The organism is Yersinia mollaretii ATCC 43969 (assembly GCF_013282725.1).
Lineage (GTDB): Bacteria > Pseudomonadota > Gammaproteobacteria > Enterobacterales > Enterobacteriaceae > Yersinia > Yersinia mollaretii.
Map to the genome: position 1 here is coordinate 1166554 of NZ_CP054043.1, position 20060 is coordinate 1186613.

The window sequence follows — 20060 nt, forward strand, 5'->3', positions numbered from 1 at the left end:
TCACAACAATAATCTTTAAAATTAATCATTTACCTTTAACCTCATTCTGTATTAACGCTGAGCAAAAGGATTTTTGACATGTTTTTCTCTATGAAATCAGCATAAAATTGGTGTGTTTTTGCGCACGGAGTCACATATAGTTCACACAAATTTTACATTGCGACACACTAAATGCGTGATACATCGCAGCGGATTTGAGTACCAGAATAAGCGAAAAGTGGAGCTTCAAGGGGCAGGGCTAATTTATTGATGGTAGATGTTATTCATACATCTAAAGCGGGTAATGGATAAAGAATTTATCTAAATGAAACAATTGTGGTGCCCAAAATAATAAAAGCCCCAACTGTGTTAGTCAGGGCTTTTAAGGTACTACAATTTTAAAATTAAACATTAATCAACTTAATAACGTGATACTTATCTTCGTACTGTTTATAACGATGTACATGTTTCTACAGGAATATTTTCGTTTATTACTAACTCCCCTCCAATATATTAACTGAATGGTAACAATTCCCGTTTATTTCATTTTAGCTATGTTCATGATTAAACAAGCTAAATTAGTACATCCCCTCGCGATATATACTCTTTGTTACGTGGCTTTACTTTCGTCGCGATATCCTCGATCTCATACCTATGTACACGAATCGCGAACATTACTATTAACAACAAAGCCTTAACTCATCGCGTTGTGGTCCACAAAATGCGATTGTACAGATTTACTGCGTGGCCTTAAAACATCATCACAACAGTTCATTATAAAAAAACCACTGTGAATCTCACATACAAAAATATTTCGTGACCTTTATCGCATTATTGACATCATGCTACATGGACACCGGCTAAATAAAAGGTTTGCTACTAATTGCACCGGTGTTGAATTCCAATCTACTTGTTCTATATGAGATGTCAATACTGTTTTTAAGCACATGGTTTTATTATCAGTACTACTAAAAACCATCGTTTCTTATTAGCTTGAATTATGTACTAAGTCATTATCTTAGCGTGATGACCTTCAATATCTCAGCCAGCAATGATTCCCACGTTGAACGTTTTTATCCTGACATAAAGGTAATGCGATTAACCCTAAGTGCTCCTACCACTTTTAAAATGAAATATGCCGATTACATACCACTTTCATATTTTAGAGATACTGACCCGCTAAAGTCTCACTTCTACCGACTCATTCACTTAAACAGGCCGCAGCCTTCTCTGTTTTATCAATTTTAGGAATTTGCTTAAACGAACATAACAATATAAAAATTAGAGTGTTTTTTAATTTCTTTCATGCTTAACTTTGGTTCTATGCCCCAATCTGATAGTAGAAAGAACATTTAATATGATTATCGCTACTATCTAATATCAGCTATCAAGAAATTACACATATACTTTATCAGTTGGATGGTCACGATAGCGTCCTGCTATAGAGGCTAGGGTAACTAAAAAACAAACAGATACTTTTTTGGGGGATCGCGCATGTTCGAAGACCAAGACACATCGATCCTCAATACCTATTTTGGTACCCATAGCCCTTTTTGGCGACTTGCTTTTGACAGCCAAGCCTTAGAGTTATCTGCAATTAAAGGGACGACCAATATTGCAATTGCCCTTAATTCAGTTCAAACAATGAAAATCCGCAGCTTAACCGGTATTACAACCAGTTTAGATGTCGAAATTGAAATTTATGGTCATCCACTTCATTTACATCTTGTTGGTCGCAAAATTAATGATAAAGAGTGGGGAGGAACTGCCTCCGCCTATGGGGATACCGAGTCTGTCGCTCGCGATCTCGTGGTGGGTCTTTCCTTTGCAGAGCAGGTTGTTTCTGAAGCGAACTCAGTTATCGTCATTCTCGATAAAGATGGCTACGTCCAACGTTTTAATCACCTCAGCGAAGAGTATACCGGCAAAAAAGAGCAAGATGTCATTGGAAAAAATGTCTATGACCTATTTATGACTGCCAAGGAGGGGGCGTCATCGCGTAAAAATATTGAAGGCTTCTTCCAGCGCGGGGCATCTTATGAAGTTGAACGTTGGATTAATACTGTAAAAGGGAAGCGCCTCTTCTTATTCCGCAATAAGTTTGTTCACAGTGGCAGTGGCAAAAATGAACGTTACCTTATCTGCTCGGGTACTGATATTACCAAAGAGAGGCGTGCTCAAGAGCGCCTTAGGATTTTAGCCAATACCGATATGATTACTGGCTTACCTAATCGTCATGCGATTCATGAGCGGATTAATAGCGCAATCCAAACTCGCGGTGAGACCTCGGTGGGTATTATTTACCTCGATCTCGATAACTTTAAAAAAGTGAATGACCATTACGGCCATATGTTTGGTGACCGATTACTTAAAGATGTTTCATTGGCGATTTTAAGTTGTTTAGAGGAAAACGAAATGCTTGCCCGGTTGGGTGGCGATGAATTTATTGTACTGGTTGAAAATGCCTCTCTGACTGAGCTAGAGGCCACCACACAGCGCATTCTCAACCGAATGAAATCGCCTTTTAGAGTGGGATTGATTGAGGTATACACTGGCTGCTCTATTGGCATTGCATTATGCCCTGAGCACGGCGACACACTGGAAAATATTATCCGCAGTGCGGATACAGCCATGTACACCGCGAAAGAAAATGGAAAGCGAACCTATTCAATCTTTTCACAAGAGATGAATAAAAAAGTCTCTGAATATGTGTGGCTAGATACAAATTTGCGTAAAGGTTTGGAACAGCATCAGCTACAAGTCTTTTACCAACCCAAAATATCGACACAAACCGGTAAAGTACACAGTGTCGAAGCATTAGTACGATGGCGATCGCCGGAGCGCGGCTTAATCGCGCCTCTAGAGTTTATCTCATATGCGGAAGAGTCTGGGCTAATCGGGCCGCTAGGTAAATGGGTTCTGCAAACGTCAATGCAGCAGGCGGTCGATTGGAAAAATCGAGGAATTAATTTGCGGGTCGCGGTCAATGTCTCTGCTCGGCAATTAATTGATGAGGCGATCGTCACCAGTTTTATTGAGTCACTTGAAGCCAGCAAGCTGGAGTCTAGTTTAGTTGATGTGGAACTCACCGAAAGTTGCTTAATAGATGACGAAGATGCTGCTATCAACATCATGAAACAGTTGCGCCACTTAGGGGCTCAGGTTCATTTAGATGATTTTGGTACCGGCTATTCTTCACTCTCCCAATTAGCACGTATCCCAATTGATGCCATTAAGCTGGACCAAAGCTTTGTGCGCGGAATTGATAATAATCCCATTTCACAATCTCTAGTTCGAGCCATTATCGTTGTCGCCGAGGCCCTTAAAATGCGGGTTATTGCCGAAGGGGTGGAGACGCCAGGAGAAGAGGAGTTCTTGGACTCTATTGGCATTGATGAAAAACAGGGATTCCTTTATGCCAAACCAATGCCCGCAGATGAACTGGAGCATTGGCTGGTAACACAGCACCCTCACTTTTTACTGGATTAGGTGCCAAAAACTAGATTACTTTTGGCATCGTCGAGGTATGGCGATCTTGCAACATAACCAAACGGTCAATATAGGCGATATCTTTTGGCTCAATAGAGAAAACAGAATCGACCCAATCTTCAGTAATATCCATTAATTCAGAACGTGTTAATTGCAAAACACGCTGCCGGACCCTAATCATGGCTCTCATTCCATTAAGTTTAGGTCTGATGGTATCGATAAAGGTGCGAGTTGCCAGATACGCATCGCCCGGCTGAAATAATTTATCCACTAGTCCACGGCTCTCATACCATTCAGCAGCATGGGATTCACCGGTCCAGATTAGCTGTTCAGCCACGCGCATTCCCGCTTTTCTCGCAACAAGTGAATACCCACCCATGCCAGGAAATAAATTAAAAGCAATCTCTGGAAAACCCATTCTGGCGGTTGTCTGTGCCAGAACAAAATGATGGGCTAATGCGGCTTCAAATCCTCCTCCAAGTGCGCTGCCCTCAATCATCGCGATAGATATTGCTCCCGTATCAAACCCACGAGCAGCAGCATGAACACAATCCACGCAAGCGCGCGCATAGGCCATCAATGTTTCACGCTTACGACTACGAATCATTTGTGCAAAAAAGCTTAAATCACCTCCCACATTAAACATATTGGGGACGACTGAGCCGGTCACCCAAAAATCAAACGGTAATTTTGACTCTTTAGCGGCCTGCACTAAGGTCATAATATTTTCAATTAATTCCAAGTTAAAGCAGGGGCGTGGATGAGCACGTAGTAACATCCACATGATATTGCGCTCCTCTTCATAATAAGCCGATATTTGAGATAAATGGCCGGCTTCAGTAAAAGGGCGGCAACTAGGCAAATTAATCATATTCATATTCCATCCAATGAGTTAGTTGAACATAGTGAGTCCCTTTTGAGCCTGATCTTCCTTGGGGAAGCACTTAAAATGCCGGAGTAGCGGCAATTCAAGCTGGCAGATAAATAGTGAATCACTCAATGAATAAATGATGGGGAAGTAGTAAAAATTTAAGCAGATGGAATGTTTGGGGTATCGTATATGTCATTCATAGAATATATATTTTCGAGAGCGCGAAATTTCAGATGAAAAAAATATGTTATTGCAGATAAAATGCTGACTGAATTTTTTTCTAACGGATTTCTTATGTTGCAGATTCTGCACTTTCTTCTGGCATTGATGACGATTGCAATACTGGCATTACTGGCTAGCCGTGATCGTAAAAACATCAGGCTACGATATATTTTTCAATTGCTGATGATAGAAATTGCGCTAGCTTATTTCTTTTTACACTCGGAAAGTGGGTTAGGTGCAATCACCTATTTTGCTGGATTATTCGAAGTATTGATGAAATTTGCCGCAGTCGGCACGAGTTTTGTTTTTGGCAACATGAATGAGCAAGGATTAGCCTTTATATTCTTGAATGTTCTTTGCCCCATTATTTTCGTTTCTGCACTGATTGGTATTTTACAGCATTTTCGCATATTGCCACTCATCATCCGGGTGGTAGGTACGTTGCTGTCTAAAGTTAATGGGATGGGCAAACTAGAGTCTTTTAATGCCGTGAGTACATTGATCCTAGGGCAATCAGAGAACTTTATTGCCTATAAAGGAATTATTGCTGATATATCGCCGCGCAGAATGTACACCTTGGCAGCAACCGCGATGTCGACAGTATCCATGTCAATAGTCAGTGCTTACATGACCATGCTCGAACCCAAGTTTGTGGTGACGGCGTTAATATTAAATATGTTTAGTACGTTTATTATACTTTCTATTATTAACCCTTACACCGCCACCGAAGAACCTGAATTAAAGCTAAACAAACTTCACGAAGACCAAAGTTTTTTTGAAATGTTGGGGGAATATATTCTGGCCGGATTTAAAATTGCAATGATTATAGCCGCAATGTTAATCGGGTTTATTGCCATCATTTCTGCTATTAATGCTTTATTTAGCAGCTTATTCCACATCAGTTTTCAGGGTGTGCTGGGGTATCTATTTTACCCACTGGCATTCCTGATTGGCATCCCGGCTCAAGATGCCTTGCAGGCAGGGAGTATTATGGCGACCAAACTGGTAGCCAATGAATTTGTTGCCATGATTGAGCTGAAAAAGGTTGCGGCTGAAATGACGCCACGCGGCTTAGGCATTCTCTCTGTGTTTTTAGTCTCTTTTGCTAACTTTGCTTCGATTGGAATAGTTGCAGGTGCCATTAAGGGGCTAAACGAAAAACAGGGTAACGTGGTTTCACGATTTGGGTTAAAGCTGGTATATGGTTCAACATTAGTCAGCTTACTTTCCGCCGCCATTGCTGGGCTGATTTTGTAGCCAAACATATTAGATGATGCTCTCGGCCTTTTACCTCTCGTCATTAGAGATAAAAGGCCAGACACTCGCGCTAGAAGTTCACTGCTAAAAATCGACGCATACAGGGGTATCAACACGCATCACAGACTCTTGCGCAAACTGTTGTTTATAGTGAGAGCGCAGAGATTCAATGTCAGCGTCTTTATCATTCTTATGGATTAGCACCAACGCCTTACTGCTCTCTTTGGCGACACGGCCATCATTTCCTAGCCATTGTCCTTTGGCATCAATGACAGTCAGACCCTCTTTAAAACGGCTGGTCACATGATTATCAACAAAAGTTTGCCATTCCACCGGAGAAATGGCCGAGCCATGAGGGCGGTTCAAGCCGAAATAGAGTGTCGTCTGTGCCATCGGTTCACCTTTAATACAGGCCGGAGGTGAAACTTTTGCTATTGCTGTGTCTGTATGGGCAGGGTGATCAACGCAGCCACTCAGTAATACTCCAACGGACATCATGCCGGTAAACAATACCGCGCGATAGTGGAACCGATTAACACACTTATCCATGAACAAATCTCACTGAAATAAAAGATAAAAACTACCATCGGATAAGAAACTCTGCAATCAGGCGGATAAATCATAAGATAGGTTCGGTTACCCCGTCCTGAACCTAAATCGTCATTTTTTGACCTAAAATTATTAATGACAAATAATGAGTGTCTTTAATTTTTAACTATAAATATTAGATTGATAGATAAAAAATTGATTAGATTAAATAATCATAAACAGATGACTTAGAAAATCTCAGGCGCAGCAATCGATCTGAATGATTACTCTGCGGCCATTGCAGCCCTTAAGAAATTTGACTCATTATGCTACTTAGCGTTCTTTATATTATTGGTATTACAGCCGAGGCCATGACAGGAGCGCTGGCTGCCGGTCGTCGTCAAATGGATATGTTTGGTGTCATTATCATTGCGTCTGCCACGGCAATCGGCGGTGGTTCGGTCAGAGATATGTTGCTGGGCCATTATCCACTCGGTTGGGTTAAGCATCCTGAATACATTGTGATTGTCGCTGTTGCTGCAATTGTGACAACTTGGATGGCACCTTTAATGAAACACTTGCGGCACTTGTTTCTCGTGCTTGATGCTATTGGGCTGATTGTTTTTTCCATTATTGGTGCACAAATTGCCCTCGATATGGGCCACAGTACGATTATTGCCGCTATTGCTGCGGTGATTACTGGTGTCTTTGGTGGTGTCCTACGCGATATGTTTTGTAACTGCATCCCATTGGTGTTTCAGAAAGAGATCTATGCTGGCATCTCATTTGCTGCAGCCTGGATCTACATCGCCCTGCAATACACGCCGTTGTCCCATAATTGGGTGATTATCATTACTCTGATCACTGGGCTAAGCGCACGATTGTTGGCATTAAGGTTCCGCTTAGGTTTGCCCGTCTTCAAATATGAGCACTCAGAGCACTGAACTGGTGCCCGCAGAAGCTTTACTCTTCGGGCAGGAACCCCGCAACGCGTTGTGTCGATAAGAAATCAGCTATCGCTTGCACTTCAGGGTGGTGTAAGAAATGAATAATCTGCTTCGCCCGCATCAGCCCAACCCCCGAAGCTAAACTCCACTCGGTGATGCTCTTTCGCTGTAAAGCGTGCCAGTGATCATCACTGGATACCACTCGCGGGAATCCCAACGCCTGTAGCCACTGAGAAAATGGCTTCTGCTTTGCGCGTTGAAACTGTTGATAAATATCCTCAGCCCGCTCAAGACTGACCCCAGGAATATCAGCGAGCTGGTCTGTTGTCAGTGATAACCACCCGACCAAATCTTTGACCAGCCCATGATGGATAAGCTCTCGCCACAACCCACCACCAATGCTACGCATATCCAGCCCTTTCGGACCACTGAGCCATATCAAACGAGATAAGAATTGTGGCTCACACTCGTGTGGCAAGTGACGAAAGCAACTTAATTGATGGAATTTATCTCTTTCAGGTGGCGTTAGCTCATGCCGCTGACTGACCCGCCAGACAACATTATCCAGCCGTGGAATCCCCTGCCCAGCCAGAGCGATTGTGACTTGATCTCCCAGAGTGATATCCCATTGTCGCCAACGAGCAATGGAACCAATATTCACCCGCCGAATCCACTTATCATCAATTTTTACCGGTGAAACCTGCAAAATCACGGTAATTTTACCGGTGCGACCAATCGTAAAATGTATATCTTTTATTTCCGTCATTTTCTGCTGTGGTGGATATTTCCACGCCACAGACCATGGCCCCGGAACGGCCTGCCAATAACGCCCAGCGGGTTCCTCCTCCTGCCGGATAACAACGCCATCAGTCACAAAAGGCAGGGGCGTTTGATACCAGCGCTCCCGCCATTGGGCAACATCTTTGGCAGAAGAAACAGGTTTGCTGTATTGCGCGGTCAAAGGGAAGCCCATCTTCTGCAATCGTCTGTTTTTTTCCATCATGCTTTTTGGCCCATCGGGCCACGCCCAAATAAAAATGCCGAGTTGAGCCAGTAAAGGTGACGACGATTTGCGCATCAGTGCTCCCGCGACAGAAGATCGTGCATTAACACCGCCAAACTGAGCTTGTTTATGCCCCTCCCTCTGTAGAAATAGCTCCCCTTGCAGAGTCAGCATAGGAGCAGCAGCGGCAATAGTTTGAGGAATGGCAGTAATAAAGGAGGCTTTGTCGCTCCAGTTCTGGCCTTTCAATCCATCTCCCCGACTGAGAAGCTGCGCCAGCTTTCCGTTCTGGTAAACCAGCGTCACTGCAATACCATCAACTTTGGGTTGTACCCAGATTTTTTCCCGCCGCTGCATCCAGTTAGCCAGCTCGGCTTCATCTTTCAATTTTTTTAATCCGGTATGGGCAACAGGATGAGAGAACTTCCCGTGACCGGGCACTCTTCTATTTTCTGTGTCATCAGGCTGACCACGGCAGACTTGCCATCCCTGCAATTTAGCCTGCAATTGATCGTAGAGATCATCAGTAAGAAGGCTAACCCCTTGTTGATGGTAAATTGCATCCCATTGATCTAACTGCTTCTGGAGGGAGTGGACCTCAAGAGAGACTCTTTCTGTAGACCACTCAGGGCAGCCCTGTGTGGCACTGACCCCCCAACTCATAAAACTCACTATCAGCAAGCTGACGATTTGTATATTCGACATATTCATTGGCACCTTTCCTTGGAGGCAGGCAGTAAACCCTGAAATGTCTTATCCGTCGAAGACCAAAAACGTTAAATGCGCAGATGGCCGAACAATACTTTTATAGTTGCTGCAACGAGCCGAAATTACGCAATCCTTCCCGCAAAATTAGAAAATCGGGCTGTTTATTGACAAAACATTCGGGTGAAATGCGTTGTAACGCTGCATGACGCGTAGCAGCCGTGTATACTGTGCGGAGATTCACACTTCTGCTTTCTATATACACCCAAAGTAATTGGAGTTGCAGGTAGACCGCGAGCGAACACCGCCGCAACTTCAAGAAAGAAGGGTATATCAACCTAATCAACTGAAACGTCATCATGGTCCAAGGCACGCTTTACATTGTTTCCGCGCCCAGTGGCGCAGGGAAATCGAGCCTGATTCAGGCTTTGTTAAAAACACAACCGTTGTACGACACGCAGGTTTCTATCTCCCATACCACGCGTGCTAAACGTCCGGGTGAGAATCACGGTGAGCACTACTTCTTCGTTTCTGAAGATGAGTTTTGCCAGATGATTGATGACGACGCTTTTCTTGAGCATGCCAAGGTTTTTGAAAACTACTATGGCACCTCACGTTTAGCGATTGAGCAGGTTCTTGCAACCGGGGTTGATGTATTTTTAGATATCGACTGGCAAGGCGCGCAGCAAATTCGCGCAAAAATGCCAACCGCGCGCAGCATTTTTATTTTGCCCCCTTCCAAAGAAGAGTTGGATCGCCGTTTACGTGGCCGTGGGCAAGATAGCGAAGAGGTTATCGCAAAGCGTATGGCGCAAGCTGTCGCCGAGATGGCCCATTACGCAGAGTATGATTATTTGATCGTAAATGATGATTTCAATCTGGCATTATCTGATCTGAAAACCATTATTCGCGCCGAACGACTGCGTTTAGGCCGCCAGAAACAGCGGCATGACGCTTTAATCAGCAAATTATTGGCAGACTGAAGAGAGTTTCAGTATCATGCCCCGTCATTTCGTCACCTGTGGAGTAGCAGAATTATGGCACGCGTAACTGTTCAAGACGCTGTAGAGAAAATTGGTAACCGTTTTGACCTGGTGTTGGTCGCTGCTCGTCGGGCACGTCAAATCTAGTCCGGCGGCAAAGACGCACTGGTTCCAGAAGAGAACGATAAAGTTACTGTGATTGCGCTGCGCGAAATCGAAGAAGGTCTGATTACTAATCAGATTCTCGATGTTCGTGAACGCCAAGAGCAGCAAGAGCAGGAAGCCGCAGAGATCCAAGCGGTTACCGCGATTGCTGAAGGTCGTCGTTAATTAGACTGCGAGTCTGCCTTGTACCTGTTTGAAAGCCTGAATCTGCTGATTCAACGTTACCTGCCAGAGGAGCAGATTAAGCGCCTCAAACAGGCATATCTTGTTGCACGTGATGCTCACGAGGGTCAGACACGCTCCAGCGGTGAGCCTTATATCACTCACCCGGTTGCTGTGGCCTGTATTCTCGCGGAGATGCGGCTCGATTACGAAACTTTAATGGCGGCACTGTTACATGACGTCATTGAAGACACCCCTGCTACATATCAAGATATGGAGCAGCTATTTGGGAAGAGCGTAGCCGAGTTGGTCGAGGGTGTCTCTAAACTCGACAAGCTGAACTTCCGTGATAAAAAAGAAGCTCAGGCGGAGAACTTCCGCAAAATGATCATGGCGATGGTGCAGGATATCCGCGTCATTTTGATCAAACTGGCTGACCGCACACATAACATGCGAACACTGGGTTCCTTACGTCCAGATAAGCGTCGCCGTATTGCCCGCGAAACCCTTGAAATATATAGTCCACTGGCCCATCGGCTAGGTATTCACCATTTAAAAACCGAGCTGGAAGAGCTGGGTTTTGAAGCACTCTACCCCAATCGCTATCGCGTCATAAAAGAAGTGGTAAAAGCCGCGCGCGGTAACCGCAAAGAGATGATTCAGAAAATCTTGGCGGAGATTGAAGGGCGTCTGACGGAAGCAGGGATTCCTTGTCGAGTCAGTGGTCGTGAAAAGCATCTCTATTCCATCTATTGCAAGATGAACCTGAAAGAGCAGCGTTTTCACTCCATCATGGATATCTATGCTTTCCGGGTTATCGTCAAAGAAGTCGATACTTGCTATCGTGTGTTGGGTCAGGCTCATAGCCTGTACAAACCCCGCCCCGGTCGAGTCAAAGACTATATCGCCATCCCTAAAGCTAACGGCTATCAATCACTGCATACCTCATTAATTGGCCCTCATGGGGTGCCGGTCGAGGTGCAAATCCGTACTGAAGATATGGATCAGATGGCCGAAATGGGGGTTGCGGCACACTGGGCTTATAAAGAGCAGGGTGAATCCGGCACCACCGCACAAATCCGCGCTCAGCGCTGGATGCAGAGTTTGCTGGAGTTACAGCAAAGTGCGGGCAGCTCATTTGAATTTATTGAAAGCGTGAAATCTGATCTTTTCCCTGATGAGATTTACGTTTTCACCCCGGAAGGTCGCATTGTTGAGCTACCTGCCGGTGCGACACCGGTCGATTTTGCCTATGCAGTGCATACCGATATCGGTCATGCCTGTGTGGGTGCGCGTGTTGACCGCCAACCCTACCCGCTTTCTCAGCCCCTGAGCAGTGGTCAGACAGTTGAGATCATTACTGCGCCGGGCGCACGGCCCAATGCCGCATGGCTGAATTTTGTTGTCAGTTCAAAAGCACGCGCCAAAATTCGTCAGTTACTGAAAAACCTGAAACGTGATGAATCGGTGAGCCTTGGCCGTCGGTTACTGAATCATGCATTAGGTAATGGCCGTAAACTGGCTGATATTTCTGAAGAAAATATCAAGCATGAGTTGGACCGCATGAAGCTGGCGACCTTGGATGATTTGCTGGCAGAAATTGGTCTGGGCAATGCAATGAGTGTCGTGGTGGCTAAAAACCTGTTGGGTGACCCCTCCACGCTAGCCACTTCCGGGACACGCAATCTGGCCATCAAAGGCGCTGATGGCGTATTGATTACCTTTGCCAAGTGCTGCCGCCCTATTCCGGGTGACCCCATTATTGCCCATATCAGTCCGGGTAAGGGGTTGGTCATCCATCACGAATCCTGTCGTAACATCCGTGGCTACCAGAAAGAGCCTGAGAAGTTTATGGCGGTTGAGTGGGATCAGGAGACCGAGCAAGAGTTTATCGCTGAAATTAAAGTCGATATGTTCAACCAACAAGGTGCGCTGGCAAATCTTACGGCGGCAATTAATGCAGCCGAATCTAATATTCAGAGTCTGAATACTGAAGAGAAAGATGGTCGGGTATATAGTGCCTTTATTCGCCTGACTACCCGTGACCGGGTCCATCTGGCCAACATTATGCGTAAAATTCGTATCATGCCGGATGTGGTTAAAGTCAGCCGTAATCGTAATTAACGCCTATGAATCCTCAACGCTATGCGCGGATTTGTGAAATGCTGGCAACCAGACAGCCGGATCTGACGGTCTGTCTGGAGCAAGTACATAAACCCCATAATGTATCCGCAATTATTCGCACAGCTGATGCCGTCGGTATCCATCAAGTCCATGCCATTTGGCCCAGTACCGAAATGTATACCCGGCTCTCTGCTGCTGCCGGTAGCAATAGCTGGGTACAGGTCAAAACTCACCCCCATATCACCGATGCCATTGCCCATCTGAAATCGCAGGGTATGCAGATACTGGCGACACATTTATCTGATAAGGCTGTGGATTTTCGCGAAATCGACTATACCCGCCCCACCTGTATTTTGATGGGGCAGGAGAAAACCGGTATCTCTGAAGAAGCCTTGGCGCTGGCGGATCAAGACATCATTATTCCGATGATCGGCATGGTGCAATCCCTGAATGTCTCCGTCGCTTCCGCGCTCATTTTGTATGAAGCCCAACGGCAGCGGCAAAATGCGGGCATGTATCAGCGGGCGCAGAGTGTCCTCCCCCTTGTTGAGCAACAGCGGCTTCTGTTTGAGGGCGGTTACCCCGTGTTGGCGCAGGTTGCCAAGCGAAAAGGACTTCCTCAGCCCCCTATTGATGAGCAGGGCCAGATTATTGCCGATCCGCAGTGGTGGTCTGCCATGCAATCCACGGAACGGAGTCTTAAATGAAAGGCCGCCTACTGGATGCCGTACCCCTAAGTACACTTTCCGGTGTTGGCGCAAGTCAGGCTGGGAAACTGGCTAAAATGGGTCTGGAGACCATTCAAGACCTGCTGCTTCATCTGCCGCTACGTTATGAAGATCGCACACAGCTATACCGCATTGGCGATTTATTGCCCGGTATTTCGGTGACCGTAGAGGGCGAGGTTCTCCGTTCCGATATCACTTTTGGCCGCCGCCGCATGATGACCTGCCAGATCAGCGACGGCAGCGGCGTTCTCACCCTGCGCTTTTTTAACTTCAATGCCGCCATGAAAAATAGCCTGTCACCGGGCAAACATGTGATTGCCTATGGCGAAGCTAAACGGGGCAATACGGGGCCGGAGATCATTCACCCTGAATATAGAGTGCATGGCGAGAATATTGGCGTTGAGTTGCAGGAGTCGCTAACCCCAGTTTATCCCACCACTGAAGGTATACGTCAGGCAACGCTACGCAAGCTTATCGATCAGGCGCTGGCGATGCTGGATACCACTGTTATTGCTGAGCTACTGCCCATCGAACTGAGCCGCTCACTGATCAGTCTGCCGGAAGCGATTCATACTCTGCATCGCCCACCCGCGAATATTCAGTTGGTCGATTTAGAGCAGGGGAAACACCCCGCACAGCGGCGGCTGATTATGGAAGAGCTATTAGCCCATAATCTCAGCATGTTAGCCGTCAGAGCGGGGGCGCAAAGCTATCGGGCGCTGCCTTTATTGGCGGAAGATCAGCTTAAGCCCCGTTTTCTGGCCGCCCTGCCCTTTACCCCGACCCGCGCACAACAGCGGGTGGTGGCGGAAATTGAGCAAGATATGACGCACAATTTCCCGATGATGCGGCTGATTCAAGGGGATGTTGGCTCGGGTAAAACATTGGTTGCGGCGCTGGCAGCACTGCGCGCCATTGCTCACGGTAAGCAAGTCGCGTTGATGGCCCCTACCGAATTACTGGCAGAGCAACATGCGAATACCTTCCGTCAATGGTTGGAGCCGTTGGGCTTGGAAGTGGGCTGGTTGGCTGGGAAGCAAAAAGGCAAAGCGCGATTGGCGCAGCAAGAAGCCGTCGCCAGTGGTCAGGTTTCGATGGTTGTCGGCACCCACGCCATGTTTCAGGAGCAGGTGAAATTCTCTGGATTGGCGCTGGTGATTATTGATGAACAGCATCGTTTCGGCGTTCATCAGCGGCTCGCATTATGGGAGAAAGGTGAGGAGCAGGGCTTCCATCCGCATCAGCTCATTATGACGGCGACCCCGATTCCACGCACCTTGGCGATGACCGCCTATGCGGATCTCGACACCTCGGTGATTGATGAGCTGCCGCCCGGCAGGACACCCGTCACCACTGTCGCCATCCCAGATACCCGCCGCAGTGATGTGATTCAGCGAGTTAAAAATGCCTGTCTGGAGGAGGGCCGTCAGGCTTACTGGGTTTGTACTCTGATTGAAGAGTCTGAGCTGCTGGAAGCACAAGCCGCCGAGGTGACCTGCGAAGAGCTGAAAATTGCCCTGCCAGAGATTAATGTCGGCTTGGTTCATGGCCGAATGAAAGGTCCAGAAAAACAGGCGGTGATGCTGGCATTTAAGCAGGGTGAGTTGCAGCTATTGGTCGCGACCACGGTCATTGAGGTCGGGGTGGATGTGCCTAACGCCAGCCTGATGATCATCGACAACCCAGAACGTTTGGGGTTGGCGCAACTTCACCAATTACGTGGCCGCGTGGGCCGTGGTGCCGTTGCGTCACACTGCGTGTTGCTCTACAAAACGCCGCTCAGCAAAACCGCCCAGATGCGTTTGCAAGTACTGCGCGACAGTAATGATGGCTTTGTGATTGCTCAGCGAGACTTAGAGATCCGTGGCCCCGGCGAGTTATTGGGGACACGGCAGACCGGGAGTGCTGAGTTTAAAGTGGCTGATTTACTGCGCGATCAGGCCATGATTCCCGAAGTGCAGCGGGTCGCTCGCCATCTGCATCAGCAATACCCCGAACATGCGCGGGCACTGATTGAGCGGTGGTTGCCAGAGAGAACACGCTACACCAATGCCTAATCCCCAATAGCATAAGTCCCAAATAGCCTAAGTCCCAAATAGCCTAAGTCCCATAATAGCCTAAGTCCCATAATAGCCTAAGTTAGGGGCGGATATCGCCGCCCCAAAAACAATTATCCCACGACCGCAGGGAAGATCGGCAGTAACAGATAGAGCTTAATCACGATCACATTTACGATATCAATAAAGAACGCACCCACCATTGGCACTACCAAGAAGGCTAAATGCGACGGGCCAAAGCGGTCAGTAATGGCCTGCATATTGGCAATCGCGGTCGGTGTCGCGCCTAAACCAAAACCACAATGCCCCGCCGCCAACACAGCCGCATCATAGTTTTTCCCCATCACCCGATAAGTGACAAAAATCGCGTACAGTGCCATCGCCACGGCTTGCGCCGACAGAATCACCAACATCGGCAGAGCCAATGAGGCCAATTCCCAAAGTTTTAAGCTCATCAACGCCATCGCCAAAAACAGTGACAAACTGACATTACCCAGCACTGAGACTGCACGATCAAAGACTTTGTAGAAGCCGATGGCCGACAGCGTGTTGCTGAGGATGACCCCGACAAAGAGCACGCAGACGAAAGTGGGCAGCTCAAACATCGTGCCCTGTAGCCAGCCAGAAATCAGGCCGCCCACCATCAGACAGATGGCAATCATGGCGATAGTTTCGACCAATACCAGCGAGGTAATCATTCGGCCAGCTGAAGGTTTTTCGAAGGCGGAAGGCACTTCGCTATCCTCGGGCGTGCCATCCGGCGTGGAGGAGTGCTTGACCAGATAACGCGCCACCGGCCCCCCAATCAGCCCACCGAGTACCAAACCAAAGGTTGCGCAAGCCATGGCAACTTCAGTCGCGTTTTCAAAACCATAGCGCTCAACGAAGACTTTACTCCATGCCGCACCCGTGCCGTGCCCGCCCGACAAGGTAATGGAACCGGCCAATAACCCCATCAATGGGTCTAGCCCCATTAATTTCGCGAGGGCCACACCAATGGCGTTCTGCACCAGTAGCAAACCCACCACCACAAAGACAAATATGCTCAGAGCCTTGCCGCCCGCGCGTAGGCTCGCCAAATTGGCGTTCAGACCGATAGTAGCGAAGAAGGCCAGCATCAGAGGATCTTTCAGCGACATATCAAAACTGATTTCCCAACCGAGGGTCTTTTGCATCAGCAGCATCATAAAAGCCACAAGCAAACCACCGGCAACCGGTTCAGGAATAGTGTATTTCTTCAGGAAGGGGACAGTTTGTACGAGTTTACGGCCTAGCAATAAAACCAAACAGGCCGCGACTAGCGTGCCATAGGTATCGAGATGAAACATCTTGGTACTCCATGCGATTAAAATATCGAATAAAAATATGACGTTAGACAGTTCCTTAATAAACGCCAAAACGGTTAAGGGGGGATTAGAAAAAAAAACGCGGCTAATTACAAGTTTAGTCGCTAATTAAAACGCGCTAACAACGGAGAGAAATATTTAAAAAAATGCAGCGCAACCGATTGCTTTTGTGAGGCGGATCATTAAAATGCCCTCTTTGCCGATCAGGGTATTTCACTCCATGTCTACGCAATCCGCCGAACTTGATACGCCACAGCCCGTCACCACTCGCCCTAGCGAACTGATTTATCGTTTAGAAGACCGCCCGCCACTGGCCCAAACACTGTTTGCCGCCTGTCAGCATTTATTGGCGATGTTTGTCGCGGTAATTACCCCCGGTCTGCTGATTTGTCAGGCACTCGGATTGCCGGCGGAAGATACCCAACGCATTATCAGTATGTCCCTGTTCGCATCAGGTCTAGCCTCACTGCTACAAATTAAGACTTGGGGGCCGGTAGGCTCTGGCCTGCTATCCATTCAGGGCACCAGTTTTAACTTTGTTTCTCCATTGATCATGGGTGGGTTGGCGCTGAAAAATGGGGGAGCGGATATCCCAACCATGATGGCAGCGCTGTTCGGCACCCTGATGGTGGCCTCCTGCACCGAGATTATCCTCTCCCGCTTCCTGCATCTGGCGCGCCGCATTATCACGCCGCTGGTCTCCGGTATTGTGGTGATGATTATCGGCCTGTCATTGATTCAAGTTGGGCTGACATCTATTGGTGGCGGTTATGGCGCGATGAGCGACCATACATTTGGCGCACCGAAAAATCTGCTGTTGGCGGGTGCGGTCTTGGTGGTGATTATTCTGCTGAATCGCCAACGTAACCCCTATCTGCGTGTCGCTTCGCTGGTGATCGCCATGGCGGTGGGTTACCTGCTGGCTTGGTCGCTGGGGATGCTGCCTGAAAGCCGCCCAGTGGTAGACACAGCGCTGATTACCATTCCCACGCCGTTGTACTATGGGTTGTCTTTTGACTGGAATCTGCTGGTGCCGCTGATGCTGATCTTTATGGTGACCTCATTGGAAACCATCGGCGATATTACCGCCACCTCCGATGTGTCAGAGCAGCCGGTTCATGGCCCGCTGTATATGAAACGCCTTAAGGGCGGTGTGCTGGCGAATGGGTTGAACTCCATGCTGTCGGCGGTGTTTAACACCTTCCCTAACTCCTGTTTCGGCCAGAATAATGGGGTGATTCAGTTGACCGGTGTTGCCAGCCGTTATGTCGGTTTTGTGGTGGCGCTGATGCTGATCGTGTTGGGCCTGTTCCCTGCCGTGGCTGGGTTTGTGCAGCATATTCCTGAGCCAGTGCTGGGCGGCGCAACTCTCGTGATGTTCGGCACTATTGCCGCCTCTGGCGTGCGGATCGTGTCGCGCGAAACCCTTAATCGCCGTGCAATTATGATTATGGCGCTCTCATTGGCGGTTGGTATGGGCGTGGCACAGCAACCTTTGATCCTGCAATTTGCCCCTGACTGGATCAAAACCCTGCTCTCTTCTGGGATTGCTGCCGGGGGTATTACTGCCATCGTCCTTAACCTACTCTTCCCACAAGAAAAATAATCTGGCGCTAACACGTCACTGAAATGGCCGGTCGTAAACGATACCGGCCATTTTTTTATGCATAGATAACGGATTGTCTATTGAGCTAAGGGAAGATTTGCGGCATAAACAGGGTTCCGTATACCGACAGGCGTGAATTTACCAGATGAAATTTCTCGGGAAAGTGCTGCTAACGTTGTTACTGCTCTTGGTGCTATCCGTAGTGCTCTGCTACGTACTGCTCCAAACCTCTTGGGCCGCCGGATGGTTGAGCCGTTGGGTCAGTGATAACAGCGAATATCGCCTCTCTCTGGGGAAAATAGATCACTCATGGTCCACACCTGGGCAGATCAGTCTTCAGGATGTCACGCTAGGGCGTGATAATCAGCCGCCCTTTCTGGTGACCCAGCAGGCACTTATTGGTCTAAGCTGGCAGCAACTGACCGAGCCTCGCCATCTGCTCAGCCTTAATATGCAAAATGGCAGTTTGACCCTCAACAACAGCACACCGCCATTACCTTTGCAGGCGGATACCTTGCAGTTAACCAATATGGCGCTGAATACTACAATTGAACCCAAAAATTCAGCGGATCAATGGAAAGTCACTGGCCAGCAAGTCACTGGAGGACTCGTCCCTTGGCAGCCTCTGCCGGGCAATAGTCTGGGCGAAAATGCCCAATTTCAGTTCAGTGCGGGCGCTTTGGCGATCAATGGCATCACCGCGCAGCAACTTTATGTGCAAGGCTCAATACAAAAAAATGCGCTGACACTGACCACTTTCGGTGCCGATATTGCACAAGGGGAGTTGACGGGCAGTGCCAGACAATCCGCTGACGGCAGTTGGATGGTTGATCGTCTGCGCCTGAGTAATATTCGCCTGCAAACCCCTGCCACTGTGGACGATGTTTGGAATACGTTTTTAAAACTGCCCCCGATAACACTCAAACGCTTTGATTTAATTGATGCGCGGGTTGAGGGGAATAGCTGGGCATTTAATGATTTAGATCTGACACTCAAAAATATCACCTTTAAGCAGGGTGACTGGCAAAGTGATGATGGCGAGCTGGCCTTCAATGCTGGGGATATCATTAAAGGTAATATTCATCTGATTGATCCGATTGCCACATTCGCGCTATCTCCTGCTGGCGTGGCCATTAATCAGTTCTCCACCCGCTGGCAGGATGGGCTGCTCAGAACTCAGGGGCAATGGGCGCGAGATACCCGCCGCTTGCAACTGAATGAGCTGACACTGGTCGCACTGGTCTATACCCTCCCCGCCGATTGGAAGCAGCAGTGGCAACAAACACTGCCGAATTGGCTCTCTGAGGTCTATGTTAGCAAGCTAAGCGGTAGCCGAAACTTATTGATTGATATCAGCCCTGACTTCCCGTTCCAGATCACCTCGCTGGATACTGCTGGCACTGACTTGCTGCTGGCTAAAAATCATCAGTGGGGGCTGTGGTCGGGGTCACTGATGCTGAATGCCGGTAACGCGACCTTCAATAAAAATGATGTTCGCCGCCCATCACTGGCGCTCAGTGCCAATGAACAACAAATCACCGTGAGTGAGTTAAGTGCCTTCACCAAAGAGGGTTTACTGGAGGCCACCGCCAGCCTTGATCAAACCCCGACCAGAGCTTTTTCACTGGCGCTGACTGGCCGCTCTGTTGACCTCGATATTTTGCAAAACTGGGGCTGGCCAGCATTACCGCTGCAAGGGCTGGGTAATCTGAAGTTACAGATAAAAGGCAGTTTGGCGGCAGAGACACCGCTGAAGCCGACCACCAGTGGCTCTCTACAGGCAACGGACAGTCAAGGGCAACAGGTTAACCAAACTATGCAACATGGCGAGGTGCATAGCGTAGCGGGTCAATAAGCGGGCTTGCGGGGCATAAGCCAGATACCCGTG

The 20060-nt window shown here is 48.0% G+C and carries 13 protein-coding genes and 1 pseudogene; 10 read left to right on the forward strand and 4 right to left on the reverse strand.

Annotated features, from left to right (window positions below; genetic code table 11):
• Positions 1 to 1473 precede the first annotated feature (1473 nt).
• Positions 1474 to 3468: a cyclic di-GMP phosphodiesterase gene (gene pdeR, locus HRD69_RS05120; RefSeq protein WP_004875511.1), complete on the forward strand. Its 1995-nt coding sequence runs from the start codon at positions 1474 to 1476 to the stop codon at positions 3466 to 3468.
• A 10-nt stretch (positions 3469 to 3478) separates the two neighbouring features.
• Here the strand turns inward: pdeR and HRD69_RS05125 are convergent, their stop codons facing one another.
• Positions 3479 to 4345 (reverse strand): crotonase/enoyl-CoA hydratase family protein, encoded by an 867-nt coding sequence (locus tag HRD69_RS05125; protein ID WP_004875510.1) that lies wholly within the window; start codon positions 4343 to 4345, stop codon positions 3479 to 3481.
• 288 nt (positions 4346 to 4633) lie between these two features.
• Here HRD69_RS05125 and HRD69_RS05130 point away from each other — a divergent pair, with 288 nt between their 5' ends.
• A complete protein-coding gene (locus HRD69_RS05130) occupies positions 4634 to 5818 on the forward strand; it encodes a NupC/NupG family nucleoside CNT transporter (protein WP_032814677.1) in 1185 nt (394 codons plus the stop codon).
• A gap of 84 nt (positions 5819 to 5902) precedes the next feature.
• Here the strand turns inward: HRD69_RS05130 and HRD69_RS05135 are convergent, their stop codons facing one another.
• Positions 5903 to 6367, reverse strand: coding sequence for a DUF3574 domain-containing protein (locus HRD69_RS05135; protein ID WP_004875508.1), 465 nt, complete (start codon positions 6365 to 6367; stop codon positions 5903 to 5905).
• 305 nt (positions 6368 to 6672) lie between these two features.
• Here HRD69_RS05135 and HRD69_RS05140 point away from each other — a divergent pair, with 305 nt between their 5' ends.
• Complete coding sequence (locus HRD69_RS05140; RefSeq protein WP_004875507.1) at positions 6673 to 7290, forward strand: trimeric intracellular cation channel family protein; 618 nt, start codon at positions 6673 to 6675, stop codon at positions 7288 to 7290.
• Positions 7291 to 7309: 19 nt separating this feature from the next.
• Here HRD69_RS05140 and ligB read toward each other — a convergent pair whose 3' ends face one another.
• Complete coding sequence (gene ligB, locus HRD69_RS05145) at positions 7310 to 9007, reverse strand: NAD-dependent DNA ligase LigB (protein WP_004875506.1); 1698 nt, start codon at positions 9005 to 9007, stop codon at positions 7310 to 7312.
• Between the two features lie 353 nt (positions 9008 to 9360).
• Between ligB and gmk the strand changes: the two genes are divergently transcribed.
• The 5 genes and pseudogenes from gmk to recG all read left to right on the forward strand — a co-directional run bounded on the left by gmk (position 9361) and on the right by recG (position 15220).
• Positions 9361 to 9984, forward strand: a complete 624-nt coding sequence (gene gmk / locus HRD69_RS05150; RefSeq protein ID WP_004875505.1) for a guanylate kinase — start codon at positions 9361 to 9363, stop codon at positions 9982 to 9984.
• A 54-nt stretch (positions 9985 to 10038) separates the two neighbouring features.
• Positions 10039 to 10314, forward strand: a pseudogene (gene rpoZ / locus HRD69_RS05155) (DNA-directed RNA polymerase subunit omega).
• Positions 10315 to 10332: 18 nt separating this feature from the next.
• Complete coding sequence (gene spoT, locus HRD69_RS05160) at positions 10333 to 12435, forward strand: bifunctional GTP diphosphokinase/guanosine-3',5'-bis pyrophosphate 3'-pyrophosphohydrolase (protein WP_004875503.1); 2103 nt, start codon at positions 10333 to 10335, stop codon at positions 12433 to 12435.
• 5 nt (positions 12436 to 12440) lie between these two features.
• Entirely contained in the window at positions 12441 to 13142 is a 702-nt protein-coding gene (gene trmH / locus HRD69_RS05165) for a tRNA (guanosine(18)-2'-O)-methyltransferase TrmH (protein WP_004875502.1), read from the forward strand.
• Positions 13139 to 15220, forward strand: a complete 2082-nt coding sequence (gene recG, locus HRD69_RS05170; protein WP_032814675.1) for an ATP-dependent DNA helicase RecG — start codon at positions 13139 to 13141, stop codon at positions 15218 to 15220. Before trmH ends, recG begins: the two co-directional genes overlap by 4 nt.
• A gap of 113 nt (positions 15221 to 15333) precedes the next feature.
• On the opposite strand, the gene gltS is transcribed toward recG, so the two are convergent.
• Entirely contained in the window at positions 15334 to 16548 is a 1215-nt protein-coding gene (gltS, locus tag HRD69_RS05175; protein WP_004875500.1) for a sodium/glutamate symporter, read from the reverse strand.
• Positions 16549 to 16786: 238 nt separating this feature from the next.
• Between gltS and HRD69_RS05180 the strand changes: the two genes are divergently transcribed.
• Together HRD69_RS05180 and HRD69_RS05185 are read left to right on the forward strand one after the other, a co-directional pair.
• Positions 16787 to 18172: a uracil-xanthine permease family protein gene (locus HRD69_RS05180; protein WP_032814674.1), complete on the forward strand. Its 1386-nt coding sequence runs from the start codon at positions 16787 to 16789 to the stop codon at positions 18170 to 18172.
• A 145-nt stretch (positions 18173 to 18317) separates the two neighbouring features.
• Positions 18318 to 20027, forward strand: a complete 1710-nt coding sequence (locus HRD69_RS05185; RefSeq protein ID WP_004875498.1) for an AsmA family protein — start codon at positions 18318 to 18320, stop codon at positions 20025 to 20027.
• The last annotated feature ends 33 nt before the right edge of the window (positions 20028 to 20060 follow it).